Here is an 18,569-nt window from a genome sequence, read left to right as displayed (position 1 = left end):
CTGGCGGTGATGCGCAGATCACGGGCTGGGATGTCGCGAACTACAAGGCGCCGAGGGTTTCACAGGCCTTTCGCACGCCTTCGCCGTAGGCGGGGTCGGCCTGGGTGCAGTTGGCGATGTGGCGCTCGATGACGGCAGCCGACGCTCCGGTGATGGCCCGAGCGGTGTTCTCGAACAGCACTGTCTGCTGGTCGGCAGTCATGCTGCGGAAGAGGTTGCCGGGCTGTTCGAAGTAGTTGTCGTCGTCTGCTCGGTAGTCGAACCGGTCAGCGACCACGCCGACTTCGAGTGGCGGTTCGGCGTAGCCGCGCTGGTCGGCGAATCGGCCGTGTGAGTTGGGTTCGATGCTCGGGACGCTGCCCTGGTTGCCGTCGACGCGCATGACGCCGTCACGGTGGAAGGAATTGACGTGGGTTGCCCCTCTGGGACTGTTGACCGGAATCTGGTGGTGGTTGACGCCGAGCCGGTAGCGGGCGGCGTCGCCGTAGGAGAACAGCCGGCCCTGCAGCATGCGGTCCGGGGAGAAGCCGATGCCGGGAACGATGTTCGCCGGGGAGAACGCGGCCTGCTCGACGTCGACGTGGTAGTTCTCCGGGTTGCGGTCGAGCTCGAGTTCCCCGACCTCGATGAGGGGATAGTCCTTCTTGGACCACACCTTGGTGAGGTCGAACGGATGGTAGCGGTAGGTCTGGGCGTCGGCTTCCGGCATGATCTGCACGAAAAGGGTCCACTTCGGGTAATTGCCCTCCTCGATTGCATTGAAGAGGTCGCGCTGCGCCGACTCGCGATCGCCGGCGACGACGACGGCGGCTTCTTCGTCAGTGAGGTTCTTGATGCCTTGCCGAGTGCGGAAGTGGAACTTCACCCAGGAGCGTTCCCCGGCCTCGTTGACGAACGAGAAGGTGTGTGAACCGAATCCGTGCATGTGCCGGTAGCCGTCGGGGATGCCGCGGTCGGACATCACGATGGTGATCTGGTGCAGCGCCTCCGGGAGATTGGTCCAGAAGTCCCAGTTGTTCTCCGCCGACCGGAGGTTGGTCTTCGGATCGCGCTTGACCGCGTGGTTGAGGTCGGGGAACTTGAGGGGGTCGCGGAAGAAGAAGACGGGGGTGTTGTTGCCGACGACGTCCCAGTTGCCTTGCTCGGTGTAGAAGCGGACGGCGAATCCGCGGATGTCGCGTTCGGCGTCGGCGGCGCCGCGCTCGCCGGCGACCGTGGAGAAACGCAGGAAGACCTCGGTCTGCTTGCCGATCTCCGAGAATACGGCGGCGTTGGTGTGTGCGGTGATGTCGTGGGTGACGCGGAAGGTGCCGAACGCGGCCGAACCTTTGGCGTGCATGCGGCGTTCGGGGACGACTTCACGGTCGAAATGCGCGAGCTTCTCGAGAAGCCAGACATCTTGCAGGAGCATCGGACCGCGTGCGCCGGCGGTGAGGCTGTTCTGGTTGTCGGGTACCGGCGCACCGGCGACTGTGGTGAGTCCGTTCGGGTTGGTCATCGATTTCTCCTGTCTGACACCCGAGGCTGGGCGGGTGAATGTGGTTCGGCGAGAGCATCCCTCGAGGGAGAGCGCAGCGATGTCTCAATCTGACATTCCAGGGGTACGGTCGGTCAGAGCACGATGCCGAATTCGCGGATCTTGCGGTAGATCGTCGCTCGGGACATGCCGATGGCGGCGGCGGCGGCAGTCTTGTCGCCGGCATGAAGCGCGAGCGCGTCCACGATCGCGTCCCGCTCGAGCGCCTGCATCCTGGTCAACGTTCGGCGTGTGGTGGAACGGCATGCGGGAGGCAGGGTGTCGATTTCGACGACACCGGACCGTTGCCGCCGGTAGGTGTCCTCGAGAGCCTTCTTCAGCTGGGTGACGTTTCCGCGCCACGCCAGACGCGCGAGCTGATTCGAGGCGGCCGGAGACAGGGTGAGGCCGGTGGCCCCCAGGGTGTCGAGCAGGCTGCGCACAAGATCGGGAATATCGTCCAGGTGGTGCCGCAGGGGTGGCACCGTGATCGATTTGGGGAACATGCGCAGCAGTGGAGTGGTGTCGGTCGAGTCCTGGGGATACCGGGTGAGCACCACCCACGGTCTGCGAGGTGGCTCCTGCGCCTGGGGGCCCTGCAGTAGGTCCGCGAGTGCGGCGAGATGAGTGTCGTTCAGGACGTGTGCGTGCAGTATTGCCAGGTCGGATCCGCTGTCGAGTTCGTCGGAGGCCTCGGTGAGGAGGTCGTCGCCGAGTGCGGTGGCGTCGAGTACGGCGAGTCCGCGGTCCGGTACGAGTTGGTGCGCCGCTCGGATCAGGGCGGTCTTGCCGACGCCGGGTTCGCCGTCGAGGACCAGCCAGTCCTGTCGCCGGCAGGCGTCGACGACCGCCTGGACCGTGTGCCGCCAGAGCGGGCTGGCACCGGCAATCGCGGGCGGGGTGGGTACATTCGCCTTCGAAGTGGAAAGGCGCAGCGAAGCAACCTGTTTCGTGATCCGGACGACGCCTCCTGCCAGCCGGCTACCGGTGAATGTCGGCTCGTAACTCAGGCGTGCGACCGTTCCGCTGGGCAGCTCGGTGAGGATCGTGACCGGTGTCGTTTCACCGCCGATGTCTCGGGTGCGTTCGAGAATCGCCATCTGGTCTGGTGAGTCGAATTGTTGCCGGGTCAGCGAGTTCATCATCACGACCTCGTCACCGACAGCGACGACGGGTCGGCTGGAGCGCCGGCATGCGGACCGGTACGCACTGAAGATCGCCCGGTCCAGTTCGGTTGCGTCGTCGAGCATGCGCTCACGAAGGCGGGTTGCGGCTAGTGTCGCGAAGGACAGCAACAGGGTGTTGGAATTCTGCGCGGCGGTGGTCAGGTCCACGACACCGAGAATCGCCCCGGTGATGGGGTGCGTCACCGGCGCTCCCGCGCAGGAGAAGGACCGCAGCGGACCACTGAAGTGCTGGTCTCCATCCACGAGGAGAGGTCGGCCGACCTCGAGCGCGGTGCCGATTCCATTGGTGCCGACCTGGGTCTCCGCGTAGCGAAAGCCCGGGGCGAGGTCGACTCGGTCGAGTGCGGTGAACAAGGCGCTGTCGCCGCCCGTGCGGGAGAGCACGATGCCGTTCACATCGGTGAGAATCAGTGATACCGGCTCATTTTCGATGGCGACGGTCAACTCGAACAGTACGGATCGGGCGGCACGCTCGAGCACCGTGTCGGTGGCCATGCGCTCGACATACGCGGCGGCGGGACGGTCGTCGTCTCCCAACGCCTGCCGAGATCGCGACCAGGATACTTGGAGCCAATTGCTCAGACGTAGGTAGTCCGATCCTGCAGGCGAACTCGAGGCCGGAGCCCCCTCGGAGTCCGAGTCCGAGTTCGACTTCGGCGTCGTGCGGTGGTGTGACGTGCTGGTGGGCTGTGGGGTCACTCGCTCTGGTCTCCTGCTTCGGCTGATCGAGGGCTGCGTGGGTCTGCCGCGGCGCGGGGCAAGTGTAGGCAGCCACCACCCATCCGGAAGTGACCTGCGTCTCACACTGAGACGGATGAGAGCTGGATCACGGGGTTCAATCAATTTCCACAACGTCCCCCCACAGCCGGCGCCCGGCCGGCTCACGATCCAGGAGGCGCACATTGAGTAGGCAAAGCCTGACAAAGGCCCACGCGAAGATCACCGAACTGTCATGGGATCCGACATTCGCAACCCCGGCCACCCGGTTCGGCACCGACTACACCTTCGAGAAGGCTCCGAAGAAGGATCCTCTCAAACAGATCATGCGGTCCTACTTCCCGATGGAGGAAGAGAAGGACAACCGCGTGTACGGCGCCATGGACGGTGCCATCCGCGGCAACATGTTCCGCCAGGTGCAGCAGCGGTGGCTCGAGTGGCAGAAGCTGTTCCTGTCGATCATTCCGTTCCCGGAGATCTCGGCCGCCCGAGCGATGCCGATGGCCATCGACGCCGTCCCCAACCCGGAGATCCACAACGGGCTGGCGGTGCAGATGATCGACGAGGTTCGTCACTCGACGATCCAGATGAACCTCAAGAAGCTGTACATGAACAACTACATCGATCCCGCCGGTTTCGACATGACCGAGAAGGCGTTCGCGAACAACTACGCGGGCACCATCGGCAGGCAGTTCGGTGAAGGGTTCATCACCGGCGACGCGATCACCGCGGCGAACATCTACCTGACCGTGGTCGCCGAGACGGCGTTCACCAACACCCTGTTCGTAGCCATGCCCGACGAGGCGGCCGCCAACGGTGACTACCTGTTGCCGACGGTCTTCCACTCGGTGCAGTCGGACGAGTCGCGGCACATCTCCAACGGCTACTCGATCCTTCTGATGGCACTCGCCGACGAACGCAACCGTCCACTGCTCGAACGTGACCTGCGGTACGCGTGGTGGAACAACCACTGCGTCGTCGACGCCGCGATCGGCACCTTCATCGAGTACGGCACGAAGGACCGCCGCAAGGACCGGGAAAGCTACGCCGAGATGTGGCGTCGATGGATCTACGACGACTACTACCGCAGCTACCTCATCCCGCTCGAGAAGTACGGGCTGACGATCCCGCACGACCTGGTCGAGGAGGCCTGGAAGCGGATCACCGACAAGGGCTACGTCCACGAGGTGGCCCGGTTCTTCGCCACCGGATGGCCGGTGAACTACTGGCGGATCGACGCGATGACCGACAAGGACTTCGAGTGGTTCGAGCACAAGTACCCGGGCTGGTACTCGAAGTACGGCAAGTGGTGGGAGGAGTACAACCGGCTCGCATACCCCGGCCGCAACAAGCCGATCGCGTTCGAGGAGGTCGGGTACCAGTACCCGCACCGGTGCTGGACCTGCATGGTTCCCGCCCTCATCCGTGAGGACATGGTCGTGGAGAAGGTCGACGAGCAGTGGCGGACGTACTGCTCGGAAACCTGCTACTGGACCGACGCCGTCGCGTTCCGCAGCGAGTACCAGGGCCGGCCGACCCCGAACATGGGCCGGCTCACCGGATTCCGGGAGTGGGAAACCCTGCATCACGGCAAGGACCTCGCCGACATCGTCTCCGATCTCGGCTACGTCCGCGACGACGGCAAGACCCTGGTCGGCCAGCCGCACCTCGATCTGGACGATCCGAAGAAGATGTGGACTCTCGACGACGTGCGGGGCAACACCTTCCAGAGCCCGAACGTGCTCTTGAACGAGATGTCCGAAGCCGAACGCAACGCGCACATCGCCGCGTACCGCGCCGGCGGCACAGTTCCGGCCTGATCTCAGGCTCGGTGGGTGGCGCCGCGGCCACTCCGGCGCCACCCACCGCTTCACCATTCATTTTCACGAGTCCAGGAGAGACCCCGTGGCCGACAAGCACCGTATCAACTTCGAGCCCGTCGACATCGAGATGGAAGTCGGCGAAGACGAGTACATCCTCGATGCCGCGTTCCGGCAGGGCATCCACCTGATGCACGGCTGCCGCGAGGGACGCTGCTCGGCTTGCAAATCCTTTCTCCTCGAAGGCGATATCCAGATGGAGGACTACTCGACGTTTGCGTGCAACGACGCCGAGGTCGACGAGGGACACGTCCTGCTCTGCCGCTCGACTGCATACAGCGACTGCACCATCGAGCTGCTCAATTTCGACGAGGACGAACTTCTCGGCGGTGTCCCCATCCAGGATGTGCGCACTCGGGTGACCGGGATCGAGCCGATGACCAAGGACATCGTGTCGCTCCGGTTGGCGCCGGTCGAACCGGCGGGATACGAATTCAAACCCGGTCAGTACTCCGACCTGCACATCCCAGGCACCGAGGAGCATCGGTCCTTCTCCATGGCGACGACCCGATCGACGCCGGGGCATGTCGAGTTCCTCATCAAGAAATACCCCGGTGGCAAGTTCGCCGGGCTGCTCGAGGACGGGATCTCGGTGGGTGACGAGATCGCCCTGACCGGACCGTACGGGTCGTTCACCATCAAGGAAGGCCATGTCCTGCCGATGGTCTTCATCGGCGGCGGCGCGGGAATGGCTCCGCTTCTGTCGCTGCTGCGGCACATGAGCGAGACGGGCAACACTCGGCAGGTGCACTTCTACTACGGTGCCCGCACCCCGCACGACCTGTTCTACGTCGACGAGATCCTCGAACTCGGACGAGGACTGACGAATTTCACGTTCGTGGCCTGCCTCTCGGAATCGATGGACCCGCTGCCCGTGGGTGCGATCGCCGTCGAGGACGGCAACGTCACCGACGTCGTCGGCCGCCGCGAACCGGACATCGGCCGGGCCGAGGTGTACCTGTGCGGGCCGCCGCCGATGGTCGACGCCGCCCTGGAACTACTCGAGGCGAACGACACACCGAAAGACCAGATCTTCTACGACAAGTTCACCAGCCCCGCCTTCGAGTAGACGTCCTGGGAAACCACCTTCCTGCTTCACCGACAGAACTGAGAAACGAGATGACCGCAACCGCCGAGTCCAAGCAACGCAGCTTCCCGAAGATCGAGTTCACCGACTCCGAAGCCGGTGCGCTGGAGTTCCCCAGCTCCCGCAGCCGCAGCTTCACCTACTACACGCCGGCCAAGAAGCGGTCGACGATGTACGAGGACGTGACCGTCGACGTGCAGCCCGATCCCGACCGCCACCTCTCCCAGGGCTGGATCTACGGGTTCGGTGACGGTCCCGGCGGCTATCCGCAGGAGTGGACGGCCGCGAAGTCGTCGAACTGGCACGCCTTCCTCGATCCGAACGAGGAATGGGACCAAACCATCTACCGCAACAACTCCAAGGTGGTCCACCAGGTGGAGTTGTGCCTGTCCAACGCCAAGCGTGCCCGGGTCTACGACGGCTGGAACACCCCGTGGCTGACGTTCATCTCCCGCAACCTGGGGGCGTGGATGCACGCCGAGAACGGGTTGGCGCTGCACGTGTTCACCTCCATCCAGCGGTCCTGCCCGACGAACATGATCAACACCGCCGTCGCGGTGAACGCCGCCCACAAGATGCGCTTCGCCCAGGACCTGGCCCTGTTCAACCTGGACCTGTCCGAGGCCACCGAGAACTTCGACGGCACCGCCCACCAGGAGGTCTGGCAGTCCGCGCCCGAGTGGCAGCCCACCCGCGAGGTCGTCGAGCGGCTCACCGCGGTTCCCGACTGGTGTGAGCTGCTGTTCGGCTCGAACATCGTCTTCGAGCAGCTGGTCGGCACCCTGTTCCGCAGCGAACTGGTCATGCAGATCGCCGCCGGCAACGGTGACTACATCACGCCCACCATCGTGGGCACCGGCGAACACGACTACGACCGCGACCTCGCCTACACCCGCAACCTGTTCCGGTTGCTCACCCGAGACCCCGAGCACGGGGAGGCGAACAAGGAGCTGTTCGGCACCTGGCTCGCCATCTGGGTGCCACGGTGCCTCGACGCCGCCCGGGCGCTGCAGCCGATCTGGTCGCAGCCGGCCGACAAGGCGATCACCTTCGCCACCAGTTTCGACGCCGCCACCGACAAGTTCCGTTCCCTGCTCGAGGACCTCGGGCTCGACATCCCCAAGGAGTTGGACCAGTGAGCATGCAATTCGGATCGTCCACCGAGTTCTCCAACATGTGTGGCGTCACCTTGATGAACACCCCCATCGGCCGTGTCGTCGCGGAGGTGATGGGCGCCAAGGACGGTGTGGAGCTGACCGAGTACCCGTCGATGATCCGCGTCGACGGCCAACGCCTGCTCGACTTCGACTACGAGGAACTCACCGACGCCCTGGGTCAGGAATTCGACGGGTCCATCTTCGAGGAGATCAGCTCCACCCACTACGGGCGCATGGTCCACCTCGACGAGAAGACCCTGCTGTTCGCCAGCCCGGAGGACGCCGCCGAGTACATCGGATTCGACCTCACAGCGCAGTAGATCGCAGCCGTCCGGGGCCACACAGGGTGGCCCCGGACACCCACCAGCCCATCCGAAAAACAGGACCAAGCGAGGACCCGATGTATCAGAAGGACGGTCAGAAATACTTCATCGTGGACGGCCACGTACACGTCTGGGACGCCCGCGAGTCGAACCAGAAGAACGTACATGGCAAGCAGTTCATCGACTGCTTCTACGACTATCACAAGAACCTCAGCCCCGAAGAGGTCGTGTGGGACTACGACACCTACACGTACTACGGCAGCGAACGCTTCGAGCGTGACATCTTCGTGGAGGGATACGTCGACCACGCGGTCTTCCAGGCCACGTTGCTCAGCGACTTCTACCACAACGGATTCGGGCGAACCGACGAAGCACTCGCCCTGGTCGCCAAGCACCCCGGCAAACTGACCTACAACCACGCCTACGATCCCCGCCACGAGGAGGCCGGGCTCGAACAGCTCCGCAAGGACGCCGACCGGATGAACCTGCAGGGCGTCAAGCTCTACACCGCCGAATGGCACGGCGACTCCCGCGGCTACAAACTCGACGACCCCTGGTCGCGACGCTACCTCGAAGAGTGCATCGAGTTGGGAATCAAGAACATTCACGTCCACAAGGGTCCGACGATCCGTCCCCTCGACCGCGACGCGTTCGACGTCTCCGACATCGACAAGGTCGCCACCGACTACCTGGACCTGCGGTTCGTCGTCGAGCACGTGGGCCTGCCACGCCTCGAGGACTTCTGCTGGATCGCCACCCAGGAGTCGAACGTGTACGGCGGCCTGGCGGTTGCCCTTCCGTTCATCCACACCCGGCCCCGCTACTTCGCCCAGATCATCGGCGAGTTGCTCTACTGGATCGGCGAGGACAAGATCCTGTTCGGCAGCGACTATGCGCTGTGGACCCCGAAGTGGCTGATCGAGAAGTTCGTCGACTTCCAGATCCCCGAGGACATGCAGGGCGAGTACGCCCCGATCACCGCCCTGCAGAAAAAGAAGATCCTCGGCCTCAACGCGGCAGCGCTGTACGACATCGACGTTCCCGCGAACCTGCGACTGGCCGAGCCGGCCGGGCAGGAAGGTGTGGAGGTCGCTGCCGGGGCGCGGGAAACCGTGTCGTCATGACCGCCGCCGTCGTCTGCACCGAACAGGACGTCCTGATGGCCCTGTCGACGGTCACCGACCCGGAACTGGACGAGCCGATCACCGATCTCGGCTTCGTCCGGTCGGTCACCCTCGACGACGACGGGGTCACCGTGCACCTGCGGCTGCCCACCGCGTTCTGCTCGCCGAACTTCGCCTACCTCATGGCCTCCGACGCCCTCGACGCCCTGCGTCTGGTCGAGGACATCGGCGAGGTGCGGGTGCTGCTCGACGACCATCACGACAGCGACAAGATCAACGCCGGTCTCGCGGCGGACGCCGGATACGTCGGGACGTTCGGCTCCGAGGCGGAGGAGAGTCTGCACGAGCTGCGCCGAACGTTCCGGTCCAAGGCGCACGCCGCGGCGATGGAGCGGTGTGTCGAGGCGCACCTGAAGACCACCGATGTGGGTGTGAACGAGATCTACCGGCTCACCCTCAGCGACCTCGCTCCCGGGAAGGCCAAGGCCGCGCTGCTGCGTCGCCGGATCGGCATCGGGTTGAGCATCTGCCCGGCCAGCCGGGTGTTCGTCGACGACGACGGCAAGCGCATCGCCCCGGAATCGGTGCCGATGCGGCTGCGCTTCGCCAAGTCGGTGCGCATTTCGATGGAAGGCAACGCGCACTTCTGCCGCGGCCTGCTCGCCACCCGCTACGCCGACAGCGAATCCGTCGGCGCCACACCGCGAATCACCAATCTCAGAACCAGGAGCCCGCGATGAAGGCCGTGCAAGTGGTGGGATACCACACCAAACTGCAGCTCACCGACATTCCCGAACCCACGATCGAGGGCCCGCTCGATGTCATCGTGCGCATCGGCGGCGCGGGGGTGTGCCGCACCGACCTGCACATCCTCGAAGGGCAGTGGGAGGCGAAGACCGGTGTCGCGCTGCCGTACACGATCGGACACGAGAACGCCGGCTGGGTCCACGCCGTGGGCGACGCCGTCACCAATGTCGCGGTCGGCGACAAGGTGATTCTGCACCCGCTCATCACGTGCGGACTGTGCCGGGCGTGCCGATTCGGAGACGACGTCCACTGCCAGAACAGCACATTCCCCGGCATCGACGTCAACGGCGGCTACGCCGAATATCTGCGCACCACCGCCCGCAGCGTGGTCCGGATCGACGACTCGCTCGAACCGGCCGATGTCGCCGCCCTCGCCGACGCGGGCCTGACGGCGTACCACGCCGTTGCCAAGGCCGCGAAGACGACTCGGCCCGGAGACGTGTGCGTAGTGATCGGAGCCGGCGGACTCGGTCACATCGGCATCCAGGTCCTGAAGGCGATCTCCGGTGTCACCGTGGTCGTGCTCGACCGCAACCCCGCGGCCGTCGAACTCGCCGTGAAGATCGGCGCCGACCACGGCATCGTCGCCGACGGCACCCACATCCAGCAGGTGCTCGACCTGACCGGCGGTCACGGCGCCGAAGCCGTCGTCGACTTCGTCGGCGAGGGCGGCGCGACCGCAGAAGGGATCGCGATGCTGCGCCGCGCCGGGAACTACTACGTCGTCGGGTACGGCGAGAACATCGACGTCCCGACGATCGATGTGATCTCCACCGAGATCAACTTCATCGGAAATCTCGTCGGCTCCTACAACGACCTCCAGGAGCTCATGATCCTTGCCGCCCAGGGCAAGGTCACGTTGCACACCACCCGGTACCGGCTCGAGGATTTCCAGCAAGCACTCGACGATCTCGATGCCGGCCGGGTGCGCGGCCGCGCGATTCTCGTCCCGTAGCACGTCGCATCCTCCGCTCGAAGCACGAAAGGACATCAGCCATGGCAAAAGAGCTGCGGTACAACACGGACGCCCGGGCGCGGCTCGAGCACGGCGTCAACGCCCTCGCCGACGCGGTCAAGGTGACCCTCGGCCCCAAGGGGCGCAACGCGGTGCTCGAAAAGCTCACCGGACCACCGACGATCACCAACGACGGCGTGACCATCGCCCGCGAGATACAGCTCCGCGAACCCTTCGCCAACATGGGTGCCCAGCTGGTCAAGGAAGTGGCGATGAAAACCAATGGTGTGGTCGGCGACGGCACCACCACGGCAACCGTGCTCGCCCAGGCGATGGTCCGCGAGGGGCTGCGGTCCGTCGACGCCGGCGCCAACCCCATGCGGGTGCGCCGCGGCATCGAACGGGCCGTGTCCGTGGTCGTCGACTCCCTCCACGAGCAGGCCTCCCAAATCGGGGGGCAGAGCGATCTGCAGCGGATCGCGACCCTCGCCGCCAGCGACGACGAGGTGATCGGGCACGCCATCTCGAAGGCCGTCGACTACGTCGGCAAGTCCGGGGTCGTCACCACCGAGGAGAGCGACATCCTCGGGCTGTCGGTCGACATCGTCGACGGCATCGAGTTCGATCACGGCTACATCTCCGGCTACATGGTCACCGACCCGGAGCGGATGGAAGCGGTGCACACCAATCCGCTGATCCTGCTGACCAACAAGAAGATCACCCAGGTCCAAGACATCATGCCGAGCATCGAGGTGGCCAAGCGCGCCGACCGGCCCCTGGTGGTGCTGGCCGAGGAGGTCGACGGGCCGGCGCTGCAACTACTCGTCGGCGGCAACATGCACAAGACGATGCAGTCGGTGGTCGTCCGGGCCCCCGGTTTCGGGCACCGCCGGGTCGCCGAGCTCGAAGACCTCGCGGTGGCGCTGGGTGGGCACGTGATCGCCAAGGACACCGGCATCGAACTGTCCGAAATCAGTGTCGAGCATCTCGGTTCATGTGATCGCATCACCGTGACCGAGAACGAGACCACGATCGTCGGCGGGCACGGGGACCAGCGACTGCTCGACGCCCGCATCGCCCAGCTCGAGTCCCAGCACGAGCGCGCCAAGATCGAGGCGGACCAGGAGAGCCTCGAACTGCGCATCGCCCGGCTCACCGGTCGGGTTGCCGTCATCCGCGTCGGCGGCGCGACCAGCGTCGAGCTCAAGGAGCGGATGCTGCGCGTCGAGGACGCCCTGGCCGCCACTCGCGCCGCGGTGGAGGCGGGGATCGTCTCCGGTGGTGGCACCGCGCTGGCGCAGTCGCATCGGGCGTTGGCCGATCTCGACCTGACCGGCGACGAGGCCATCGGGTGTGACGTCGTGCGCCGCGCCCTCGCCGAACCGCTGCGCTGGATCGCGATCAACGCCGGGTTCGACGGCGACGAGGTCGTCGAGGTGGTCGCCGGTTTGCCGCTCGGGCACGGGTTCAACGCGCTCACCGGTGAATACGGGGACATGTTCGACGACGGGGTGATCGATCCGTTCAAGGTCACCCGCGCCGCACTCGAGAGCGCGGCCTCGATCGCGGCACTTCTGATCACCACGGAGACCGCTGTCGTGGAAGAGGTGCTGGGCAATCCCGGTGCCATCATGGCACCCGGTTTCGGCGATCTCGCCGAAGGCATGGTCCGCCCGTCGAACATCTACTAGTGCACGCAGTGGGTCACCGCCTCGACGGTCCTGCGAGGCGGTGACCCACTCCCCCGTTCCGGCGGTGAGGAATTCGTCCGAAAGAAAGTGAGTCATCGTGATTTTCATCGTGGTGAAGTTCAAGGTCCTCGACAAGTACCGGAACGACTGGTTACTCGTCACCAAGGAGTTCACCGACGCGACCCGATCCGAGCCGGGCAATCTCTGGTTCGAATGGCATCGCAGTGCAGACGATCCCGCCGAGTTCGTGCTGATCGAGGCGTTCCGGGACGGGCAGGCCGGGTCCGACCACGTCGCTGCCGACCACTTCCGGAAGGGATTGGACGCGATGCGCCCGGCACTGAGCGAGACACCGCGCATCCTCCACACCGACCTACCCGGCACCGACTGGTCCCGCATGGGCGAACTGGAGATCAATCGGTAACCCGGTGCGGTGCACAACCCGACGGAATACAACACTGTGGAAGGACAAGCATGACCGTGGTGACGACCGGTCCCGTCGCGGGTCTGCTCGCGGCGCTGGGCGATGCCGTGGTGACCGACAGCGACACCATGATCGCCTACACCCGCGACCAGTCGATGCTCTCCCCCTCCGGGCATCCGATCGCGGTGGTCCGCGCCCGGACCACCGACCACGTCGTGAGAACCCTGAAAACCGCCCACCGGTACGGCATTCCGGTCGTCACGAGAGGGGCGGGCACCGGACTCGCCGGCGGGGCCAACGCGATCGACGGCTGCATCGTGCTCAGCACCGAGAAACTCGACCGCATCCTCACCATCGACGAACAGTCCCGCACCGCGACGGTCGAGCCGGGAGTGATCAACGGTGATCTCGCTGCCGCGGCGGCGGAGCGCGGACTCTGGTACGTTCCCGACCCCGGCAGTCGCGCCGTCTCCACGATCGGGGGAAACCTCGCGACCAATGCCGGCGGAGCATGCTGCGCGAAATACGGGGTCACCGGCGACCACGTCGCCCGGATCAAGGCGGTGCTCGCCGACGGCCGGATCATCCACACCGGCGCCACCACCCGCAAAAATGTCGCCGGATTGAACCTGACCCAACTGCTGGTCGGGTCCGAGGGCACCCTGGCCGTCATCGTCGAGGCGACCATGCGGCTGCGTCGACCACCGGCACGCACGGCCACCGTCGTCGCCGCCTTCGCCGAGCCCGTCCGGGCGGTCGACGCGGTGATGGCGATTCAGGCGGTGGCCGACCCGAGCCTGGTGGAACTCATGGACCGCACCACTATCTCGGCCGTCAACGACATGACCCGCATGGGTCTCGACCAGACGGCCGGTGCGCTGCTGTTGATCCAGTGCGACGGCGACGCAGCCCCGGCGGAAGCGCAGCGCAGCGCGGACGCGTGCCGTGCCGCCGCGGCCACCGAGCTGTACATGAGCACCGACCCCGCCGAAGGCGACGCCCTCATGCAGGCCCGCAGTGTGGCGCTGACCGCCCTCGAGCGCCGCGGCAGCACTCTGCTCGACGACCTGGCCGTGCCGGTGCCCCGGCTACCGCACATGCTCGACGCCATTACCCGAATCGCCGACCACCACCGCCTCCTCATCGGCACCTTCGGGCACGCCGCCGACGGCAACCTCCACCCCACGATCGTGTTCGACGCCGCAGATCCGGACGCCGCCGAACGGGCCCACCAGGCCTTCGACGAGATGGTGGCGCAATGCTTGGCGCTGGGTGGATCCATCACGGGCGAGCACGGCGTCGGCGACCTCAAACGCCGCTACCTCGAACCCATGATCGGCTCGGTGGAGAGGTCCCTGATGGCAGAAGTCAAGGCAGCGTTCGACCCCACCGGAATTCTCAATCCGGGGCGTGCGATATGACACCCACGAAATCACGCATCCGATCGAAACGGGACGACGACCTCGTCCTGGAGTTCGGCAACCGGTGGGCAGTGTTCGGCGGCGGCAGCGCCGAAGACATCTTCGTCACGTTCGGGTGGACCGAGGCGCAGTACTTCGCGCGCCTGGAGGTCCTGGCCGGACGCCGTTTCCCGCCCCTCGACGACACCCTCCGGCACCGTCTTCTCGACGTGTGCGCCGAGCGGTTACAGCGAACCGATCATCCCCCTTCCTCTGCGGCGAAGGGCCACGTCGATGACAGTGCATCGCGGCCGACGGCGCGGCCGTCCCCGACCTGACCCCGGCCCTCCACCACCCCGTCTCATATTGAGACCCGTCTCACATCGAGACGACGTACTCTCAACTACGTGAGAGGTGGAGGATCGGGGCGTAAATACAGCATGACCAGCAAGGATCTACAGAAGGCGCGAGAGCTGTTCCTCGCCGACGACGACCTCGACAGCTCCGTTCGCCAGCCCATCTCGTACTCGTGGCAGCGATCGAAGTCGCTCAAGGTGCGCCCGGATCAGCTCGACCTCCCGTTCGTGCGAGAGCCGAATCTGGACTGCCCTCTCGTGGCGGCAGCCGAACCCGTCCTGCGGCAGCTCGCGGACGGACTGGTCGACGAACCGGTGAGCGTCATCCTGACCTCGGCTGACGGAGTGATCTTGACCAGGATCACCGCCAGCCGACGACTCGATCGCACACTCGACGACGTCCAACTGATACCCGGTTACAGCTACGCGGAAGAATTCGCCGGCACCAACGGCATCGGCACCACTCTCGAAACCCGTCAACCCACCCTGGTGACGGGCGCCGAGCACTACGCCGACTGTCTCGGGCAACTGGCGTGCGCCGGTGTCCCGATCACCCATCCGATGTCCGGCGCCCTCGTCGGCGCGCTCGATCTCACCGGCTGGGTAGAGGACGGGGGCCCGCTGTTGGCCACCCTCGCCAAATCCGCCACGGCTCAGATCGAAGGCCGCCTCCTCGCACAGGCCAGTGCGGACCAGACCGCATTACTCAACACCTATCTGAAGGCCTGTCGGCGGTCACCCCAAACGGGAGTGTTGGCGCTCGGAGACGATGTCGTTCTCGTCAACCGAAAACTACGCGTGGCACTGGATGCCCAGGATCAGGGTGCGTTGCTCGAACACGCCGTCGACCTGAGCGGCGCGCCCGCCACCCAACGACACATCGTCGCCCTGCCCAGCGGGCAGACGGCCCGGCTGTCATCGGTCGAGGACTTCGGGCTCGGCGCCCGGAGGCAGATGGCCTTGTTCTACGTGCATCTACTCGAGATCCCCACATCGGGATCCCCTGCGCTCGAGAGCATCCGCGTCTTGCCCGGAATCACCGGGAGCAGCGCGTCCTGGCGTCGCAGTTGCCAGCAAATCGCTCGCTGCGCGCGTGAACAACAGTGGGTCACCGTGTCCGGCGAAACCGGAAGCGGCCGCGGATCAGCTCTCAAAGCTGTTGCCATCGAACACATTCCCATCCGCACACGGATCTTCACGGTGGCCGAACTCGCGGGCGACAGCGCCGCCCTGTCGGCACTCGAACAGGAACTCGGGCAAGACCGATTCAGCGTCATCCTGCGCGACATCGACCTCCTCGGCGAGTCACAGCAGCGGATCGTCGCCGACCTCATTCAAGGACGCGAGCACGCCGGATGGATCGGTGCGACCATCGGCGGAACCGATCACAATACCGACCTCGACACACTGATCCTTCCCCACTTCAGCCATACCGTCACCATGCCCGCGCTGCGTCATCGCATCGACGATCTCCACAGCTTGGTACCGCATCTACTGAGGCAGCTCGGTCGCGGCGCGGACTTGTCGCTCTCGCCTGCGGCGATGCGCCAACTCTGCAAGTACAGCTGGCCCGGAAACGTCACCGAGCTCCGCCAGGTTCTGCACGATGTGGTCCAGCGTCAGCGCTCCGGTGTCGTCGAGGTCGAGCAGCTGCCCCCGATGTGCCACGCTCTGAGCCGCCACACACTCACACAGATCGAAGCCCTCGAACGCGACGCCATCGTGCGCAGCCTCGAAGAGAATCACGGCAACAAGAAGGCCGCCGCAACAGCTCTCGGCATCTCACGGGCCACCATCTACCGCAAGATCAAGGAATTCGGCATCGACATCTGACGTCGCCCGCATCAGTTGGTGTCAGGAAATGAGACACTCGTCACACCCTAGCCGGCGGATCATGAGGTCAGACAGAGAATCCCACGCGGATCAGCAACTCGTTGAGGGCCAGCCTCTTTCGAGTGCGGGAACGCGACCGGGACCGACGCGAGGACGACCCATGAATACGAACCCGCTTGGCGCGGATACCCACTCGGTATCCCCCGGCAGCACCACCTCCCGGGTGTGGTTGGTCGCCGCGCTGGCGCACACGTGCGAACCCACCGACCGTCCCGCGGTACGTGACGATCTGATGCGGACCTGGGTTCCGGAGCCGGGCAGCGGTTACCGCACCCGCGACGGCCGTCGCCGGGCCACCTGGGCGCAATTGCACTCCCGGTTCGATCTCGTCGAGGTGACTCCATGACAACCTCCTGCGCGATCCGGCCCGCACCGGCCCGCCACCACTCATCTGGGGTGAGACGGACCTGCGCGACCATGCTCAGTGATCAACTGGCCAGGGAAGACGCCGCTGAGGATGCACGAACCTTGTCCCCCGATGATCGGACGACGTGCCCGCTGCACCGACGGTGGATTCACCAATGCGTCGCGTCGCCGACACACGTCAACGCCGTCACGCGACACAGATGGTGCCGCCAGTGCGCCGTGCCGCTCACCGTCACCGTCGACGAAATCGCACGGACCGTCACGATGGTATGCCCGTCCTGCGGTGACGGCGGCAGCCCCGCCACCACCAGACTGGTGTCCGCGTGTTGCGCCAGCCTCGGCGAGGCGTCGAATCACACTTCGCGGACAGGCGCGTAGTGCTCCACGAGCGGGAAGGGATCGTAGAAGTGGTGCAGCAGGTCCTTCCACTCCTGGTACCGGCACGATTGCCGAAAGCCTTCGGTGTGGTCTTCGAGTTCTTCCCACTCGACCAGCAGGAGATAGACATTCGGTCGCTCGAGGCCGCGTGACAATCGCAGTCGCAGGAATCCCGGCATCGACGAAATGATCGCCTCGGCCTGCCCGAATGCAGATTCGAATTCCTCGACCCTCGCGGGTGTCACGGACAGCAGCGCATGTTCCAAGATCATCGGCACAGTATGCGACGTCGCAAGGTCATGGGTGCGAGCGACGTGATCGCCGCTCGAACGGGTGGCGCAAGTAGTGGCGATTCTCGGCCCTCACTACCCGGCGGCGGCCGGCTTCGAGAACAGCTCGCGGTGTGCGGCGACGTACTGCTCGACCGACTGCGCGGGCCGGCCGGTCACGTCCTCGACGTCGGTGGTCAACCGGTTGTAGCGATCGTCGCGGTGCAGTGTGGCAACGGTGAGGAGGTGTTGCACGGTGTGCGACGAGATGTCGGGAACGGCGCTCAACAACTCCACGAAGTCGTCGTGGGGCAGATCGGATCCCGTCACCGACTGTCCCACGCCACGCGTGTACTGCTCGGCGAGGCCGTCGATGTCCAGGACGGCGGGGCCGGTCAGCTCGAAAACCTGCCCGATTCGCCCTGCTGGATCCTGAAGAATGGCGGCGATCACTCGGGCCACGTCGGTCGCGGCGACGGGCGAGGTCCTGCCGGTACCGAACGGCAAGGCCAAGACGCCGCGTTCGGCGACGGAACGGCTCGCCACGACGGTGAACAGCGGATTGTCCAGGAAGACTGTGGGTCTGACGTGGACGACGGGCAGACCGGACCAGTTCATGATGCGCTCGGCGAGCCAGTGCAGCCGTTGGTGCCGAGACTCGTCGGTGCTGGTCGACGTCATCTGCGACACCGTCATCTGGGACATGTTCACCAACGCCTCGAGATCGCCCCGCTCGTCGGCGATCGCGCACACAACGGCGGCCGCCTCGAGATAGTCCGCGGACACACTCATGTTGAAGAACATCCGCGTCACGCCCGTCAGCGCCGCGGCGACGTCGCCGGGGCGGGTCAGATCGCCCACGACGATGTCCGCTCCCAGCTCCCGTAGTGCGTCGGCGCGGCCGTCATCGCGATGAACCATCGCCCGCACGGGCTCGCCACTGCGCAGCAGCTGCTCGGCGACCAGCCGGCTGATACTGCTGTAACCACCGCCCACACCGGTCATCAGGATCGGGGCCCCGTCACTCATGACCGAATCT

General features: G+C 65.4%; 17 protein-coding genes. 13 read left to right on the top strand and 4 right to left on the bottom strand.

The genetic code is table 11. The features are described from left to right. Window positions 1-40: 40 nt before the first annotated feature. Window positions 41-1,498, bottom strand: coding sequence for a catalase (locus QM806_RS25515; RefSeq protein ID WP_283293193.1), 1,458 nt, complete (start codon window positions 1,496-1,498; stop codon window positions 41-43). A gap of 113 nt (window positions 1,499-1,611) precedes the next feature. Beyond that, on the bottom strand, window positions 1,612-3,402 hold the full coding sequence (locus tag QM806_RS25510) for a sigma-54-dependent Fis family transcriptional regulator (RefSeq protein WP_502943884.1): 1,791 nt from the start codon (window positions 3,400-3,402) through the stop codon (window positions 1,612-1,614). Between the two features lie 203 nt (window positions 3,403-3,605). Between QM806_RS25510 and QM806_RS25505 the strand changes: the two genes are divergently transcribed. The 13 genes from QM806_RS25505 to QM806_RS25445 all read left to right on the top strand — a co-directional run bounded on the left by QM806_RS25505 (window position 3,606) and on the right by QM806_RS25445 (window position 16,863). Further along, window positions 3,606-5,240, top strand: a complete 1,635-nt coding sequence (locus QM806_RS25505) for a ferritin family protein (RefSeq protein WP_005264697.1) — start codon at window positions 3,606-3,608, stop codon at window positions 5,238-5,240. An 85-nt stretch (window positions 5,241-5,325) separates the two neighbouring features. After that, on the top strand, window positions 5,326-6,369 hold the full coding sequence (locus tag QM806_RS25500) for a 2Fe-2S iron-sulfur cluster-binding protein (protein WP_210460774.1): 1,044 nt from the start codon (window positions 5,326-5,328) through the stop codon (window positions 6,367-6,369). 50 nt (window positions 6,370-6,419) lie between these two features. Continuing rightward, window positions 6,420-7,526, top strand: coding sequence for an aromatic/alkene monooxygenase hydroxylase subunit beta (locus QM806_RS25495; protein WP_005264695.1), 1,107 nt, complete (start codon window positions 6,420-6,422; stop codon window positions 7,524-7,526). Continuing rightward, window positions 7,523-7,864 carry a propane 2-monooxygenase effector subunit MimD gene (mimD, locus tag QM806_RS25490; protein ID WP_005242368.1) on the top strand — a complete coding sequence of 114 codons (342 nt, stop codon included), beginning with the start codon at window positions 7,523-7,525 and terminating at the stop codon, window positions 7,862-7,864. Before QM806_RS25495 ends, mimD begins: the two co-directional genes overlap by 4 nt. An 80-nt stretch (window positions 7,865-7,944) precedes the next feature. After that, window positions 7,945-8,991 carry an amidohydrolase family protein gene (locus tag QM806_RS25485; RefSeq protein ID WP_054247792.1) on the top strand — a complete coding sequence of 349 codons (1,047 nt, stop codon included), beginning with the start codon at window positions 7,945-7,947 and terminating at the stop codon, window positions 8,989-8,991. After that, on the top strand, window positions 8,988-9,731 hold the full coding sequence (locus QM806_RS25480; protein ID WP_005264694.1) for an iron-sulfur cluster assembly protein: 744 nt from the start codon (window positions 8,988-8,990) through the stop codon (window positions 9,729-9,731). Before QM806_RS25485 ends, QM806_RS25480 begins: the two co-directional genes overlap by 4 nt. Next, window positions 9,728-10,753, top strand: coding sequence for an NAD(P)-dependent alcohol dehydrogenase (locus QM806_RS25475; RefSeq protein ID WP_054247793.1), 1,026 nt, complete (start codon window positions 9,728-9,730; stop codon window positions 10,751-10,753). Before QM806_RS25480 ends, QM806_RS25475 begins: the two co-directional genes overlap by 4 nt. Window positions 10,754-10,794: 41 nt before the next feature. After that, window positions 10,795-12,444 carry a chaperonin GroEL gene (gene groL, locus QM806_RS25470; RefSeq protein WP_065491335.1) on the top strand — a complete coding sequence of 550 codons (1,650 nt, stop codon included), beginning with the start codon at window positions 10,795-10,797 and terminating at the stop codon, window positions 12,442-12,444. 97 nt (window positions 12,445-12,541) lie between these two features. Beyond that, window positions 12,542-12,868: a putative quinol monooxygenase gene (locus tag QM806_RS25465; protein WP_005571675.1), complete on the top strand. Its 327-nt coding sequence runs from the start codon at window positions 12,542-12,544 to the stop codon at window positions 12,866-12,868. A 50-nt stretch (window positions 12,869-12,918) separates the two neighbouring features. Further along, entirely contained in the window at window positions 12,919-14,289 is a 1,371-nt protein-coding gene (locus tag QM806_RS25460; RefSeq protein WP_005571676.1) for an FAD-binding oxidoreductase, read from the top strand. Beyond that, window positions 14,286-14,606 (top strand): hypothetical protein, encoded by a 321-nt coding sequence (locus QM806_RS25455; protein WP_210460776.1) that lies wholly within the window; start codon window positions 14,286-14,288, stop codon window positions 14,604-14,606. Before QM806_RS25460 ends, QM806_RS25455 begins: the two co-directional genes overlap by 4 nt. A gap of 102 nt (window positions 14,607-14,708) precedes the next feature. Then, complete coding sequence (locus QM806_RS25450; protein WP_054247797.1) at window positions 14,709-16,457, top strand: sigma-54-dependent Fis family transcriptional regulator; 1,749 nt, start codon at window positions 14,709-14,711, stop codon at window positions 16,455-16,457. A gap of 160 nt (window positions 16,458-16,617) precedes the next feature. Further along, on the top strand, window positions 16,618-16,863 hold the full coding sequence (locus QM806_RS25445) for a hypothetical protein (RefSeq protein WP_005571679.1): 246 nt from the start codon (window positions 16,618-16,620) through the stop codon (window positions 16,861-16,863). A gap of 373 nt (window positions 16,864-17,236) precedes the next feature. On the opposite strand, the gene QM806_RS25440 is transcribed toward QM806_RS25445, so the two are convergent. Together QM806_RS25440 and QM806_RS25435 are read right to left on the bottom strand one after the other, a co-directional pair. Then, entirely contained in the window at window positions 17,237-17,533 is a 297-nt protein-coding gene (locus QM806_RS25440) for an antibiotic biosynthesis monooxygenase family protein (protein WP_005571680.1), read from the bottom strand. Between the two features lie 93 nt (window positions 17,534-17,626). Continuing rightward, window positions 17,627-18,559, bottom strand: a complete 933-nt coding sequence (locus QM806_RS25435; protein WP_054247798.1) for an NAD(P)H-binding protein — start codon at window positions 18,557-18,559, stop codon at window positions 17,627-17,629. Window positions 18,560-18,569: the final 10 nt, after the last annotated feature.

It is taken from the genome of Rhodococcus sp. IEGM 1351 (assembly GCF_030056875.1).
Lineage (GTDB): Bacteria > Actinomycetota > Actinomycetes > Mycobacteriales > Mycobacteriaceae > Rhodococcus_F > Rhodococcus_F opacus.
The sequence above is the reverse complement of the archived record's forward strand: the minus strand, read 5'-3'. Positions and strand labels throughout refer to the sequence as shown.